We start from the raw sequence: 14,542 nt of genomic DNA, 5'->3' as shown, positions 1-14,542 counted from the left end.
CAGTTGCGCGATAATTTCCAATGATGCAAAAGTATCCCCTAAGCCCAGCCCTAACCGGTTGGGCTTTTTTGTTTCCGAAAGAAAGGTAATGACCAATGCGTGACCAAATGGAAGGCCTCACACCAAACACAGACATTCAGAAAATGATGGAGTCATTAGGTTGTACTGGCGACTCGGTTAAACCAAAAGATATCGTTGAACGAATTGAATGTATCGAGTTTGAAACCGTGACTATCGCGGGCAATAAGTTCATGTACTGCGGCATTCGCATGCTAGGCGGGTTTGTTGTTGTCGGTAAGCCAGCGACTTGTATCGACCCGAGCAATAGGCGCGATGAGATTGGTCGAAAGGTTAGTTTTGATAACTCGTTTGACGAGATCTACAAACTGGAAGCCTATCGTAAAATGAGCCAAGGCGCGGAAGTAGTAAGCGCACCTAAATCTATCGAACGCTCAGAGCACGTTCACTTTCCTGAGGTAGTGAACAAGCATTTTAAGGTATTCACCGGAAAGCCAACCGAGCGCTTGGCTTACCAGTTGACTGAACAAGATGTTCAGCACTTATCGATGAATCAGTCGACGAAGAAAGCAAACCTAGTGATCGACAAGTGCTTTACGCTTAGCTTTGCTTTCCATTGCCCGTTCGATGAGATCAAAGCGGGCGACTACGTTGTTTTCCTCAATAGCGAAGACACGTATCACTGCAGCGAAGAGGTGTTCAATGAACGTAACATCACCTAAAGAGCCAAACCAGACTCTCGTTGCTACCATGGTCCAAGCTGACCTTTACGATCGCTTTGGCGAGTACGCTTTGCTGATCGCGTGCAACCCTTTCAAAAATTATTCCGATGTGCGCCAGCGCGTCGATACCTTCTTTAATGGCCGACTAAAGGCCGCTGCTATGTGCGTCAACTTAAAGCACAAAGGCACTGAGAGCTTACAGGCTTATGTATGCAATTAGACGCCTTAGCACGAAATCAAGTCTCGAAGTATGTCGATGAGCGAATGGAGCAAGTCAAAAACCAATTGGTTTATCCACTACAAGACGAGACTCAAACCGCACTGCTAAGAGGTCGCTACTTGGAGCTTGAGCAAGTCAAAGAGCTCATCGACAAGTTAGACAAACCGCTTCAGCAATAAGCGCGAAACCAACACTGAAACCCTGCCAATCGGCGGGGTTTTTTCGTTTCTGGCCGCAGCAATGCCGCCTTACCCACGCCGCAGAAATGCCGCAAGGAGACATTCGATGAAAGTCGAAGATAACAACCAAGATCACCTAGACATTGATGAAGATGCCGTTTTCAAAACCGCAGTCTCTGAAATGACGGGTGAATTAACTGGCGAAAAAGTGGATGAGCCACAGGACGACCTTGATAACCCAGATGAAAGCGAGTTGGACCCTCTCGGCCAAGAGGATGACGACGAAGCGACTAGTTCGGACGAACAGGAGCCTGATGAGCTTGAGAAGCTAAAAGCCAAAAATGCGCGTTTGGAGCATTCCCTTAATTCAGAAAAGGGACGCACTAAGGCCGCGCAAAAGCGTTGGGAAGAAGCTCAACAAAAGCTTGAACAAGTTACGCAAAGCCTAGCCGAGAACCCGCAAGGTTTTCTCGACGAGGAATTTCGCGAGAACTTTCCAGAGCTTGCGGAAGAGCTTGAAAAGAGCATGGCAAAGAGTACTGAGCGAACGAATCAGTCGATTAAAGCCGCGCTTGATCCAATGCAGAGCATTGTTAACGGGGAACTGGAAAGCCTCCAACAAGAAGCGCAGTTAGCTGCTGAATCGGCAGTTGAACAAGCGCATCCGGACGCTTACCAGGTACTGCAAGACCCTCGTTTTAACTCTTGGCTCGAATCTCAACCTGCAGGTGTGCAAGGGCTATTCGATTCCGATGACCCACAAGACGCCATTTACCTGCTCAACCAGTTCAAATCCAGTCCGAGTCCCGGGCGTGAGGTCCAGTCTCGCCGAGAGAAGCAAAAGCGCTCTCTCAATACGGCAGCTGGCCGCACTGCAGTACCCAAAGACAATGCTGATATAGATGATGAAGATGCGATGTGGGCATCCATCTCTAAGCAGGTCCAAAAGGACTTCGGACATAGTTAATTCATTCTTGAGGTGATTCTATGTCTACCAAATACGGTGATATCAGCCCGCGTGTAGGCCTCTACGCAAAGGCGCAATTCTTGGTTCACGCTGACGTAATCCAAGTTCTTTCCAAGCTTGGCCAAACTGAGCCAGTGCCAAAGAACAAAGGCCAAAAGGCTAAGTTCCGTCGAGCGGTCCCATTCCCGCCAGCGACCACGCCACTTGCTGAAGGTGTTCGTCCTGCAGGTCAAAAGCTTGCAATCGAAGATGTGGAAGTGGATCTAAAGCAATACGGTGATTGGACCGGCATTACCGATGTTATCCAAGACACACACGAAGACCCGATCCTTCAGAAGATGACTCAGCTGTGTGGCCAACAGGCCGCTGAAACAGCCGAGCTTGTTCTTTGGGGCGTTGTGTCTGGTGGTACGGCGGTTGTCTTTGCTAACGGCACGGCTCGTAACCAGGTGAACACCAAAATTTCACTGGTCAAACTTCGCCAAGCAGTACGTTCTCTGTCTGGTAACCGTGCGAAGAAGAAGACCCGTATTCTGTCAGGTTCGGCAGATTACGCCACTAAGCCAGTGGAAGCGGCGTACATCGCGGTTTGTCATACCGACCTCGAAGCGGATATTCGCGACCTTGAAGGCTTTACGCCAGTGGCGGCGTACGGCTCTCGTAGCCCGATCGTCCCAGAAGAGTTTGGTAGCGTTGAGAACGTGCGCTTTATTACCACGCCTCTTCTAGAGCCAATCGAAGATGCGGGCGGCGCAGCGGGTGGTACGGTGATCTCCACTAGCGGTACCAACGCAGACGTTTACCCGATCGTTGTGTTTGGTGAAGACGCTTATGGTGTTTGCCCACTAAAAGGCAAGCAGTCGCACGAAATCAAAGTGCGCAACCCGGGCAAACCTGAGCATGGCGACGAGCTAGGTCAAAATGGTTCGGTCGGTTGGATTATGTGGTTTGCTGGCGTCATCTTGAACCAAGCATGGCTCATGCGAATTGAGGTTGCAGCGACTCAGCTGTAATTCCTTGTAATTGCCCCTCTCGCGAGGGGCTTTTTTTTTGAATAAGAGAAACTGATTATGGCCAACTACGATTACATTAACTTGGACGTTAAACGTAAAGACCCTCTCGTTACGCACTTAAAAGACGTCTGCGGCATTGAGCCCGCTGACACGGCAACCATTAACGACCTGCAAGACGCTATCTTGGCGTTCGAAGAAAACAACGGCTATGAGCGCCCGATGAGCCTACTGCCCGAGCGATTAAAGCCTCAAGACCCAATCGTACCCGCGCAAACCGAAGAGAAAGAGCCGGTGTACAAGCCTATCTCTGCTTATCCACGCCGTAAGGTCATCGTGCAAAACTCGCTGACGGATTCACCTCAAGAGTACTTCCAGATCAACGAGTACAAAATCTTGGTGAAGTTTGATGAAGAAATCGACCTGCCAGAGCCAATGATTGAGCACATCAAAGGCGTGAAGCAAACGACTTACAAGCAAGAGAAAGATGGTTCTATCTCGCCGATTGTTCGTCGCTGCTTTGGTGTGATGGAAGCCTAATGAACTACCTTCAGCTGTGTAATCGACTGCACGGTGAGATGAATGACAGCGGTACGGGTCTAACCGCTGTCATTAACCAAACCGGACGATACGGCAAAATCGTCAATGCGATTCGTGAAGCTTGGATAGAGATCCAAGATGACAACTGGGATAGCGAGTTTTTTGGTATGAAGCCGAAAGCCGATCCCGCTGACGCAGATACGTTTTACAACCGTCACGATCCCCAAGTTCTTACCGAGCAGCTTGATACCCCCTACATTCCCGAACAATACCAGATGATCATCGTTTACCAGGCTATGAAGAAACAATCATTGTCTCTCAATGCGCCTGAGTTGCGCGCTATAGCAGACGAAGGCTACGCGACCATAATGGCGAAAATGGCGAATCGATACATTGGTGCTGATTGGGGTAAACCGTCTGAACCTGTGCCTGTGAGTCCATTGCCGTAATGCCACAACCAAGAACGCAACACGTAGCGTTGCAGGGTACTGTTGACCTTGTAACACCGCCCATCGCGAAAGCGCCAAGTCATGCTATTACTGCTGACAATGTTCAGCCATTGTGGGGCGGTGGCTTTGGCCGTATCGAAGGTTACGAACCTGTCGATGGAGCGCCAGCGCCGAGTGATCATATCTACTATCGCGTTATTCTGCCTGTCGTTGATGCGGCTTGGGTAGGCGGTACGCTCGAGTTGAATGGCTTAGTCGGTACCATTTCTGATATCGATGAGCCTAATTTGTCGCTGCAAGTCGTGGCGGTAAAGCTCACAGGCGTGAAAGACGATGTTGTCACAATAACCCCGCCAATGGGTAGCCCTGTCACTCAGCCTCTTAGCTATATCACTACGTTTGGATTTGGTAGTAATGCTCAAGAGCAAGCTCAAATCCTTGCAGCCGCGCACAAACTGATGTTTGGCAAGGTCGCCAAACCCATTGGTGATGGTGTCCTTCGTGGCGTGGTGGATCTCGCTGGCCAACTGATTGCGTTTCGAGATAACGGCGGCGAGCTCGCGATCTCCATGGGAAATGCCGACCATACTTGGACCGCTGTCCCGGATGTGTACGAAGTCACGCTTAAAGCCGTAACAGACCCTGATGCGTTCGTGGAAGGTGCCAGCATTGATGTGGGTGGGGTGGTGGTGAACCTGTACGCCGCGACCTTCGCTGCCGATGGTCAAACGGGCATCATGTACGTTGACCAACCAGTCACCACGAATGCTGATGTGAATGTCTCGATCGATGGTGGCGTTAAAGCCGCGACCGCTGGATCGATGATCAAGGCAACGTATTCGGCAGGAAAAGTTTGGACCTTTGAGTATCACAACTTCTACGCAGGCAGTGCGACTCGTTATGCTTATGGCACTAACGGGGATTCCTTGGTTGAAGTTCGGCCTAACGGGGTGATCATTCCGATTCCTGTTTATGACACGCGCACCATTACCGCGATAGAAGTGCATCGCAATCATTTGTTTGTTGCGTTTCAAGGTGGTCAATACGGGCATTGCGCCGTGGGTGAACCGTTAAACTGGGAAATTCTCTTAGGGGCTGAGCAGTTCGGTACAGGCGATGAGATCACGGCATTGCAATCCATGCCTGGTGGTTACCTGCTGATAGGGTGTGAGAACAGCCTGCATGTACTCAGTGGTGCTACTCGTCAAGATTGGGTAGCGGCGCAGCTGTCAAAGGTAGGGATTACTGCTGGTACGCTAACCAGTACCTTCAAGCCGATCGCCCATAGTAACAACGGCTTTATTGACGTAACCCAAACCGAAGCGTTTGGCGATTTCATTGCCAATGAGATCCACGCCAATGCTTTACTGGGTGATGATGCATTCCATCCTCGCCACACGAATTTCTTTGCTCACTCTCACAAGAAAGAGCATAACCAGATCCGCTTTTATCAGCGCGGGTTATCCCGTCACTTTATTGTTCAACTGCTTTCTGAGGGAAAGAACCGAGCAGCGTTCTTCTCTTACCCCAAAGCGCTAGAGGGCGTATGGGATACCAAAGAGCATACTTACCTCGCGTTTGATGATGGGCATATTTACCGTCAGAACGACAAGATTTGTTCTTTTGCAGGCAACGAGATTTATTGGGTGCTGCGCTTAGCCTACACGCATACGGGTAGCCCTAATACGGTGAAGTCTTGGGATTCATTCGAGCTGCAAATGTCGTCTGAAGGATCGCTCAATCTCAAGTTCATTCACTCGCTTGATTACGGCTCGATGGAGCACGCGCAATCTCGCAGTGAAATTCAAGGCGTATTTGGTGGCGGCGGTCGATGGGATGAAGCCCTTTGGGATAACTTCTTCTGGTCTAGCCCCGACTATGTGACGCCAACGGTCTATCTCAACGGCCATTCTAAAAACATTTCTATTCTGCTGTCTGGTCGAAGTGACTATGAAAAGAACTTCAAACTAGACGGTTACACGCTCTCTTATATTCCAAGGAGAAAGTACCGTGTCTAACGATTACTACGAACGTAAAGCCGAGTTAGAGCCGTTTACTACCGCACGATCTGATGATGTGCGCAACGAGTTAGACGCTGTTCAGAGTGCTTTTGAAAAGCTGCCACAACCTCGCCAAGACGGAACGAAAGGATTCCTAACGGCGTTCACGATTGTTACGCCGACTAATCCGAGTGAGCCGGCGACCCACGCGCAAGTCACTGCCGAAAAAGAAAAGAACACCGAGCAGGATGGTCGCTTAGATAATGTCGAGAATGCGCTGACTGGTTTGGGGCCAGTCGATGGTCGATTTACAACGCTTCGCTATGTGGCGTCAGAGGGACAAACACAAATCGTGTTACCTGCCCAGTTTCAATCGCTTGCTTATGTTCATAAGAATGGAGCTAGGCTCTACCAAACCGTGGGGTTTGACTACGATGTAGTAACGAAGACGATCACCTTTACCAATTCGTTGTCGCTCAGTGATGAAGTGCTGGTGGATGTGGGCATGGTCCCCGATGCGGTGCTGGCTGATTTGATTGCCATTCAAAACGATATCGCTAACCGTCACTCTGATATCAACACAAAACATCAAGATGTAACAAGCAAGCATCAATCGGTGTCTTCAATGCACGGTGATGTCGATACCTGGCAGCAACAAGTTAGCCAAGATAAAAACACGACCGTTGCAGCGAAAGATGAAGCCAACGCCACTTATGCGCTGCTGCAAAAAAGACATTTAGGCAGTCATGCAACGCCGCCGACAACCGATAATGATGGTAACCCGCTTATTGAGGGTGCGACTTACTACAACAGTACTAGCGGTAAAAGCTATGTTTATGAGCAAGGGACTTGGGTTGTTACGAACCTATCAGAAACAACGACCACCTCGAAAACCAGTTTAACCGGCGCCACTATCCTACCTGCAGGACCAACCGCTGATAGACCAGATCCCGCAGACTTAACACCAAACCAAGCCTACATTCGAGCCAATACAGACCTTGATGAGTTTGAAGGCATTATCGTTGGTCAAACTGAATGGGGCAGTATTGGTGGTGGCGGCTTAACCAAACCAGATAAACCGGATGTGACCGAATACCCATACACGCTCAAGAAAGGGCAGAACCTGCTGGTTGATGTCTCTGATGGAGTGTCAAAGGTTGTCAATTTTCCATCGGGCCAGTTGCCAGGTTTCGGGGGCACGATTTCATTAACTGGTTGGAATGGTGATCCTTCAATCACTGTGCGTATTGCTGTAGACCCTGCGCAAGAATGGGACGTGCCAGAATATCCCACCGGCGCACACTTAACGCTTGGGGGTAACCAAGCCGCAGCGCTTCAACTCACGCCGGATAACAAAATTGCTCTTGGTCCTGTTAATGGCGAGAGTCAGCGAGTGGTTAAGCGTGGGATAGTAGAGTTATGGTCTGGCACTGTGAACATGGATGGTCATGCCGTTACGTTAAGTCAACCAGCATCAAACTTTGATTACCTCGTCGTTGAATCCCAACAAGGCGGAATTAAACAGACTCACACGACTTTTAACTGGGACGACCCAATTTCAATCTTAGCGGCACAGTTATCAGGAGCTACTAATAACCGTATCGGATGGCTGGTAAACACCGCTGACCCACTGGTGCGCACATTATCAACAGGCAATGGTTGGGTAGCGGCATCTGATGCTGTTCAAAAAGTTTATGGCGTGAAGTTATGAGGAGGTCATCATGACACAAGTAGTAGATTTAAGTATGGCCTTTGATGGTAAGCAGAGTGAAGAGCTAAACGAGGTGATGTTATTGCCTGATGGTCTATACGACACAACAGGCACACTAGCTACAGTACCAAACTTACTAGATTACACTGAGTTAGAGGTGACATTCACATTTAAGACTCAACCACATCGAGTCCTTTACAAAAGCAGCATAAGCAAGAGTGATTTACTTGCCGGAAAGGATACGATTGATACAGGGACCATGATTGATATTCTTCGCGTCTTGGTTGTGTTTAACAAAGATACAGGTGATATATCTCTGACCTATATTAATGGTGACGCAGCTGTTGCTGGTATTATTGGTCGCAAAAAGAAATACGCCACGACCAATCTAACCGAAACGCTGCAAGTAAACGGCGGTAACAACATTACCACCAATGCTCGCTATGAAATCCCTGCCAGTGCGTTACCTGCTAACTTCTTGGATGAGAACGGGAACATTAAGAAGAATGTAGAGTTGCTAGCGGAAATAGACGTCCAGACTGGGATTAATAAAGGCTTCAAGCCTTTCGGCTTTGGTTCAAGGTATATATCAGATAACAGTAGCATACAAGGTGAGGGCGTTACTGCGATTAGGGCGGATTCTTACATAGAAGTCATAACGGCAGGTTATGGTGCTAATTTCACTGGTGCAGTAAATAATTTTCTCGTTCACAAGTCATACCCTAACCCTTGGGGCGGCTTACCTAGTTCCGTCGGCTCAGCACCTTGCCAAGTCATCGCCACACTCTCAGGCGAAGCCTACACCGTCCAAACCGCTTAGAGGTCTATCAAAATGCCAGTATATGGAAAGCTAAACAGCAACGAAATGTTAGTGACCGACCGCAAGCTTAAGTTTTCGGAAGGGTGGATTAAAACGTTTGAAAATCGAGAGCGCCCAACGTCAGAGCATGTGTTATCGGTTGATGGTCTTTGGGTGCTGCCAGAGTTAACCGTCGCAGAAGTTCGAGAGCAGCGCAAGGCGCGATATTCCGCAGAGACGGATGAGCTAAAAGAACACATCAAGTCAGATGAAATGCTCGGCAAGCCAGCTGAAGAAATAGAGCAAAAACTGGCGGAGTGGCGAGACAAGGTGAATCAGATTAAACAAGACTTGCCGATGCCAGAAGAAAAGCAGGTAACAAGTATTCCATATCACTATCAACCTTTGTTACCACCAAGTCCAATAACCGAAGAATTACCAACCGAGCCGCTATAAGCGGTTTTTTTGTGCCTAAATAAAGGGGAAAGTATGTCTATCTTATCTTCAATGTCTTCTGGCATACCTGGTGGGGCAACCACTGCCGATCAGCCAGTGCAAACACAAGCCAACAAGACGCCAGATCCTCTTAATGTGGCTGATGAAGTGTCCAATATCACCAGTCAAAACTCACTGGCAATGCGTTCAGCAAAAGCTAAAGGCAATCAATATGCGGCTAGTCGTGGAATGCAGAACTCTACTCTTGGTGCAGAAGCGGCTCAGCGTGCGATGGTTGATGCAGCATTGCCTATGGCTCAACAGAATGTAAGTCAGCGTCACGATGTGAAAATGCAGGAAGATTCTGTTCGGGCCAATACGGTCGGCGAGTACTTGAATGCAGCAAAAGAACTGCAAACCAGTTTCTTTGATGCCTACAAAGACATTCAATCAGCAGAGATCCCAGCAGCGGAGAAAGCTAACGCAATTAAAGATCTCTACAACAAGCAACAGCAGCAGCTCAACCAGATGAAGCAGTTATACGGTGGCTTGGCGACAACTGAAAAAGATTGGTCTGGGTTTGCAGACTTACTAGATGCGTAAGGGGTGACAATGTTTAACTTTTCAGAATCTTTTGGTAAAGCCATGGACTGGCTAACCAGTGACCAAGGAATGCAAGTGGTTGGTGCGGTCGCTGAGTCAGCCGGCGACTATTTGGTTAAGTCAGAGTTGGGTGATCGCCAGCAGCAAAATATGATTGACCAGATGAAACTAGACCATAAGCAGCGCCTTGAGTTTAACGATCACCTGCAGCAACAAAAGGATGACCGCAAACAGTGGGTCGAGAGCAACTTAGCCCCTCTTGATTACTCAATGGGCGCAAACCGTGATTCCCTTGCTGGTGGCGGTAAGTTGTCTAATGGCGTTCTTCAGCGTATGCGAGGTTAGTTATGGGTTTTTCTCCTATGGGTGGCGCGTCCTCTTACGGGCAGAGTAAACGCGACTTCGATAATTCGATTGGGCGAGATCGTCACAGAGATAGAAATGACCGCGATCGTAGAGAACGCGAATCTTCTTACTCTACTCGAGAGCGTGAAGCCCGAGAACGTCAACAGCAGATAGAGCGTGCCAAAAAAGCTAGAGAAAAGGCTGAGCGCGAAAAAGCGGAAAGAGAAGCTAGGGAAAAGGCCGAGCGCAGAGCTCGATATGAAGCAAAACGCCAAGAGGAAGAGGCAGAAGCGGCTAAAAATAGTTCCAGCGGTTTTTCGCCCATGGGAGGTTTGAGTTCCTATGGTCTAAATGCTTCTTCAATTTCACCGATTGGCGGTCGTGGTGTGCTGGCGGGAATGAGAAGTGCCAGCGATCCAGAAGAGCGTGAGATTTACGAGCGCAGCCAAAGCCCAACTCAGTATGGCTCCATTCACTTTAGAGCACCAACGTACAATGAGGCCAAAGGCAATATTTACACAAACGAGAATGCCTATGCTGGTGAGGCGATTAACGAAAATACAAGCGAGGAAAATATTGCTCGCTTAACGGGTGACGCTATAGGTGAAAAGGGCTTTAAGGCCGCTAGGAACTTAATGGCTTCGCCTTTTGGTCCTGTTGGTTCGTTGGTGTCAGAAGTGGTTGGTTGGGCAAGTGGACTTCTTGATGATAGTACGGACTGGGAAAAAGCAATAAAAGATCAGATTAAAGCAGACATGGAAAGCGGGAACCTAATCAAAAATATAGGCTCTACTGCCCAAACTGCAGCAACAGTTGGCGCAATGAAAGGCAGCTCTTTTGCTCAAGATGCCGCCTCTGTTCTTCTTAATCCAGCAGCGTCTGGGATCATTGGAGTGGCTGATGATATTATTGGCTATGAAAAATGGAAAGGCAGAAACAAAGAATATTTAGACAGCCATGGGCTCTTGGATAGGCCTAGTTTGCCACAAGAAACAGGGGGAGGGCGAGAAAATAGACCCTCCAGTATTCTGGCTAATATGTTGCCGGGTCCAGACCAACCTATTAGTAATCCAACAATAGAACCAGAACTTCCTGATTTTGACTGGGTTGACGGTGACGACTTTAATTCAAATTACAACATGGGGTTCAAGCGATAATGTTAAATAAAATGAAGCAAGATGGTCAGGCCAAAATGCAGCAAGTGTTCAATGGCATTATGCAAAAGAGCATTCAGAAGTCAGGAGCACAAGTCGACCCGCAAAACATTCCCGGTAGTTTGGGGATGATTGTTGCGAACGCAATGATCGCGACCCTAGAAGAAGCGAAAGCCAACCGTAAACAAGTACCACCTCAAATTGTACTCCAAAGTGCAGTAGATATAGTAAAACAAGCGCTCAGTCAGTTTGAGTTAGAGCCTCAAGAACTAGAAGCGCTTATGGCTCAAGTGTTTTCGGTTGCGATGGAATCGTTTTTGGCCATGGCACAAGAAACGATCTCGCCAGAAGAGCGAGCCAAGTATGAGCAGTTTATGCAGATGGTGAATCAAGGCATGCAGCAAGAGGCACCGCAGTCAGAACAAGGAGTCATGTAATGGGTTTAGGTGGAATCTTAGGCGGCATGCTTCGAGGAAGTGGCCAAGGCGTGCGAGAAAACGCTCGCCAGAGCATTGAAGACAAAGAGCGACTTCGTCAGGAACAACTAGAAGAAGAACGGTACCAAGCTCGGTTAACCGATGAGCGGGCCGATCGTGATGCTCACTATGCGAAAGTACGTGCTGATCAACAGTCAGATTTAGAGGCGAGCCGTGAGCATGATCTGGAACTGGCCAAGCTTAGAAATCAAGCGAGTAAAGATAGCTCTAGAAGTAACACCTTGCTTGCCAACAGGGTAAAAAGCTTTGAGAGCCAGGGGGCTAAGTACTTAGAGACGATTGATAAAATCTCAGTTGACTCAATGATGACGCCAGAACAAAAGTTAGCAGCAGCTGCGCCGTTATATGCGCGGCTAGATGAACTCGTAGAAAATAACCCTGATATGGTCGAGCTGAGTCCGTTATTTAGCTCTTTTCATTCGAGCGCTAAGGGATTCATTAGTCAGTTTGAGCAACCAGATCCGGAGCCGAACCCTGAGCAAACGGCAGGTAATTCGAAAGAAGACTTTGTTATTCCCGTAAAGAAAACGAACGATACCGCCAGCAACTCAGTTAGTAATCGTTCTAGCGCGGAAGCTCAATACCTAGAACGCTCGGGACCGATCGGGGGAATTCTCAAGTCGATGAAAGTCAGCCCATCAACAGGACAGAAAACGGCTGATATGGAACAGCTGCGTTTATCAGGTAACGTCCGTCCCTTCTAGCTATTTGTGATTTATTTGATCCACACACTAGACCTACCACTTATCTTCACCCTAAACTTGATGTCAGGTTATGATCAAGGATGCACATCATGTTTAGGAAACTACTCCACAAGTATATTCAAGATCCTATCATTTTTGGTGTTGGCGTATTTGTTGCCCTATTCTGGTTTGGTGCAATACGTAATCAACTCAAGCCCTATTATCAAGCTCTTATACAAGATACTGGCGGTGGCTGGGCGGCTGTCGTGGAGATGTATCACAACATAGAGCTTGCCATTATTTTAATGTTTCACTAGAGGTTTTTATGCACAAGCTCTTTACGCTTGTAGCTGCCATAGTCCTGCCGGGTTGTGCCAGCTTTATGGATGTGTCTATGTATAGGATAGGCTCGCCAAATGGAAATTGGGACTTATCCAAAAAGGTATTGGTTTCCCCTGACCCAAACAGTGACTGGAACACTCAGCATCTTGCTGATTCTGTGGCTTTTTCCTTTTCAGCTAACGGCATCAGTGCTTATACAAAATCAGAGCTAGATTTGTTAAACCACGAAGCTGATTATCTCGTCATTTATGATTTTTCCACTAAAGCAAGTACATACACTTATGATTACATTGATACTGACTATGATTACGAATGGGTCGGTGATGGGAAGTATAAGTGCAAGCCTGGCTATTTTGATGAGATAGAATGCACTGAAGGCCAAACACTGAAGTCAAACAAAACTCAAACTTTAAGAACCGCAACTAGGACAACCAAATATAAAACAATGTATGTCTGGGTTTATGATCTTTTGATAGATAACGCCAAGGACGCAAAGGTATATTATTCGTATGCTACAACCACGTCAGAGAAATGCTCAGATTCATATACCGCGAAAGTTTTAATTGGTGAGATCGTCAAAAACATTGAGTTGGGACCAGAGTATAGAGCAGACAATACTATCGAAATTACAAATTGCCCCGCCAACTGACGGGGCTTTGGTCTTTACCTTGCGAATGCCGATGCACTAGCTAAGCGATATACGGCCGTTTTTGCACCCATTCTTCCACCTCGTGTTTCATCCAACCTACGGCTTTAACACCAATCCTTACTCGCTTAGGAAAATCGGGATTGTATTTCTCTATGGAATACAATGTCGATCGGGCAAAGCCGGTAATTTCCATCACTTCTTTTACACGAATGATCTGCACCTCGTGCTTATTAGGCAAGTCTTCTATGTTTCGCAGTTCTGGCGATTTTACGGGCGCGGGCAGGGCTTTGGGCTTTGGTGGTTTAGGCAACTGTGCTGGTGGGTTACTGTCTGGTAGTCGGCTTGAAATGGCTTTGTAAACCTTGCTGACATCCTCATCGCTAAACACACGTGGAAAGGTAAGTAGCTCGAGCAGTCTTTCTTTATTGCAAATAAACGCATCGTCTGGAATAAACTGCGTATTACTTGGTTGGCCGCTCTTTATTTCCACCAGCATCCGAAAGTTAACGTGGCTTTTTAGATCAACCAAGTCTTTGTACATCGGCAAGTTTTCAGCAGGCAGCGGTTTAGGCTTGCTTAGCTTTTCTGCCATTAGGTTAAAAGCATTAATGTACGCCTCTTTGATCTGTGCTGCTTTCTTTCCTGTAAACCCCATCACCAAAAAGAGAAAACCATCTTTGGTCATTTGGTAGAATGGCTGAAGCTTATTGTTCTGTAACTCGTTGTTTTTATGGCAAAGCGTAAAATTACGCTTTGTAAATTCAGGCGAGCAGTCTAGGGCTTTGATCTTTCTTAACACATCTTTGTGTTGCTTTCGAAAGTAATTGGAAATGAGGAAAGAATCGGTTACTAGCTCTTTTGTTTGAGAAACAAAGACTAAATCTTCTGGGTTGTGTTGCGCGATCGGCAGTTGGATCTGTGCTGGCATGGCAGCCTCCTTACGATGATGTGTAATCACCACAACCAGAGACCAATCCAGTGGTGGTGAACTGAACAAGGTTGGTCTTGCCGCTCGTAAGGAAACGGTGCGCTTGCGCGCCCTCATCCAGCTCACCATAGGTGCACTGAATCACGCAATAAAAAACCAGCATAAAGCTGGCGTCACTGCGCCTTACGAATAGCGGGAGACCAATCCCGGCAACGGATTTTGCCGTTGCCATATAACGATAGCGCCTTGATTTATTGCTTGTCAATACTATAGCTAAAGATCATTGTTCGG

At 47.7% G+C, this 14,542-nt stretch carries 20 protein-coding genes; 18 read left to right on the top strand and 2 right to left on the bottom strand.

Annotated elements, in window-relative coordinates; translation table 11 throughout:
* Nucleotides 1-95: 95 nt before the first annotated feature.
* The 18 genes from ACU01J_RS06880 (at nt 96) to ACU01J_RS06795 (ending at nt 13,323) form a co-directional block, all read left to right on the top strand.
* Nucleotides 96-740 (top strand): Gp49 family protein, encoded by a 645-nt coding sequence (locus ACU01J_RS06880; RefSeq protein WP_481085005.1) that lies wholly within the window; start codon nt 96-98, stop codon nt 738-740.
* Entirely contained in the window at nt 721-960 is a 240-nt protein-coding gene (locus ACU01J_RS06875) for a hypothetical protein (protein ID WP_481085004.1), read from the top strand. The genes ACU01J_RS06880 and ACU01J_RS06875 overlap by 20 nt, the downstream gene beginning before the upstream one ends.
* Complete coding sequence (locus ACU01J_RS06870) at nt 951-1,139, top strand: hypothetical protein (protein ID WP_481085003.1); 189 nt, start codon at nt 951-953, stop codon at nt 1,137-1,139. The genes ACU01J_RS06875 and ACU01J_RS06870 overlap by 10 nt, the downstream gene beginning before the upstream one ends.
* A 106-nt stretch (nt 1,140-1,245) precedes the next feature.
* Nucleotides 1,246-2,106: a hypothetical protein gene (locus ACU01J_RS06865; protein WP_481085002.1), complete on the top strand. Its 861-nt coding sequence runs from the start codon at nt 1,246-1,248 to the stop codon at nt 2,104-2,106.
* 20 nt (nt 2,107-2,126) lie between these two features.
* Complete coding sequence (locus tag ACU01J_RS06860) at nt 2,127-3,119, top strand: N4-gp56 family major capsid protein (RefSeq protein ID WP_481085001.1); 993 nt, start codon at nt 2,127-2,129, stop codon at nt 3,117-3,119.
* Nucleotides 3,120-3,176: 57 nt separating this feature from the next.
* Nucleotides 3,177-3,656: a hypothetical protein gene (locus ACU01J_RS06855; protein ID WP_481085000.1), complete on the top strand. Its 480-nt coding sequence runs from the start codon at nt 3,177-3,179 to the stop codon at nt 3,654-3,656.
* On the top strand, nt 3,656-4,105 hold the full coding sequence (locus ACU01J_RS06850; RefSeq protein ID WP_481084999.1) for a hypothetical protein: 450 nt from the start codon (nt 3,656-3,658) through the stop codon (nt 4,103-4,105). The genes ACU01J_RS06855 and ACU01J_RS06850 overlap by 1 nt, the downstream gene beginning before the upstream one ends.
* The gene (locus ACU01J_RS06845) at nt 4,105-6,123 is read left to right on the top strand and encodes a hypothetical protein (RefSeq protein WP_481084998.1); all 2,019 of its coding nucleotides are present in this window, start codon (nt 4,105-4,107) and stop codon (nt 6,121-6,123) included. The genes ACU01J_RS06850 and ACU01J_RS06845 overlap by 1 nt, the downstream gene beginning before the upstream one ends.
* Nucleotides 6,116-7,816, top strand: coding sequence for a hypothetical protein (locus tag ACU01J_RS06840; protein WP_481084997.1), 1,701 nt, complete (start codon nt 6,116-6,118; stop codon nt 7,814-7,816). The genes ACU01J_RS06845 and ACU01J_RS06840 overlap by 8 nt, the downstream gene beginning before the upstream one ends.
* A 10-nt stretch (nt 7,817-7,826) precedes the next feature.
* Nucleotides 7,827-8,636 (top strand): hypothetical protein, encoded by an 810-nt coding sequence (locus ACU01J_RS06835; RefSeq protein ID WP_481084996.1) that lies wholly within the window; start codon nt 7,827-7,829, stop codon nt 8,634-8,636.
* A gap of 12 nt (nt 8,637-8,648) precedes the next feature.
* Nucleotides 8,649-9,071 (top strand): hypothetical protein, encoded by a 423-nt coding sequence (locus ACU01J_RS06830; RefSeq protein ID WP_481084995.1) that lies wholly within the window; start codon nt 8,649-8,651, stop codon nt 9,069-9,071.
* Between the two features lie 33 nt (nt 9,072-9,104).
* Entirely contained in the window at nt 9,105-9,653 is a 549-nt protein-coding gene (locus tag ACU01J_RS06825) for a hypothetical protein (RefSeq protein WP_481084994.1), read from the top strand.
* 9 nt (nt 9,654-9,662) lie between these two features.
* Nucleotides 9,663-9,998: a hypothetical protein gene (locus tag ACU01J_RS06820; RefSeq protein ID WP_481084993.1), complete on the top strand. Its 336-nt coding sequence runs from the start codon at nt 9,663-9,665 to the stop codon at nt 9,996-9,998.
* A gap of 2 nt (nt 9,999-10,000) precedes the next feature.
* A complete protein-coding gene (locus ACU01J_RS06815; RefSeq protein WP_481084992.1) occupies nt 10,001-11,155 on the top strand; it encodes a hypothetical protein in 1,155 nt (384 codons plus the stop codon).
* Nucleotides 11,155-11,589 carry a hypothetical protein gene (locus ACU01J_RS06810; RefSeq protein WP_481084991.1) on the top strand — a complete coding sequence of 145 codons (435 nt, stop codon included), beginning with the start codon at nt 11,155-11,157 and terminating at the stop codon, nt 11,587-11,589. Before ACU01J_RS06815 ends, ACU01J_RS06810 begins: the two co-directional genes overlap by 1 nt.
* Complete coding sequence (locus tag ACU01J_RS06805; RefSeq protein ID WP_481084990.1) at nt 11,589-12,353, top strand: hypothetical protein; 765 nt, start codon at nt 11,589-11,591, stop codon at nt 12,351-12,353. Before ACU01J_RS06810 ends, ACU01J_RS06805 begins: the two co-directional genes overlap by 1 nt.
* A gap of 89 nt (nt 12,354-12,442) precedes the next feature.
* Complete coding sequence (locus tag ACU01J_RS06800) at nt 12,443-12,649, top strand: hypothetical protein (RefSeq protein ID WP_481084989.1); 207 nt, start codon at nt 12,443-12,445, stop codon at nt 12,647-12,649.
* A gap of 8 nt (nt 12,650-12,657) precedes the next feature.
* Complete coding sequence (locus tag ACU01J_RS06795; protein WP_481084988.1) at nt 12,658-13,323, top strand: hypothetical protein; 666 nt, start codon at nt 12,658-12,660, stop codon at nt 13,321-13,323.
* A 40-nt stretch (nt 13,324-13,363) separates the two neighbouring features.
* Here ACU01J_RS06795 and ACU01J_RS06790 read toward each other — a convergent pair whose 3' ends face one another.
* Nucleotides 13,364-14,251 carry a Rha family transcriptional regulator gene (locus ACU01J_RS06790; protein WP_481084987.1) on the bottom strand — a complete coding sequence of 296 codons (888 nt, stop codon included), beginning with the start codon at nt 14,249-14,251 and terminating at the stop codon, nt 13,364-13,366.
* A 10-nt stretch (nt 14,252-14,261) separates the two neighbouring features.
* Nucleotides 14,262-14,516 carry a hypothetical protein gene (locus ACU01J_RS06785; protein ID WP_481084986.1) on the bottom strand — a complete coding sequence of 85 codons (255 nt, stop codon included), beginning with the start codon at nt 14,514-14,516 and terminating at the stop codon, nt 14,262-14,264.
* Nucleotides 14,517-14,542 lie beyond the last annotated feature (26 nt).

The organism is Vibrio sp. 2433-A1, assembly GCF_056726085.1.
The sequence above is the reverse complement of the archived record's forward strand: the minus strand, read 5'-3'. Positions and strand labels throughout refer to the sequence as shown.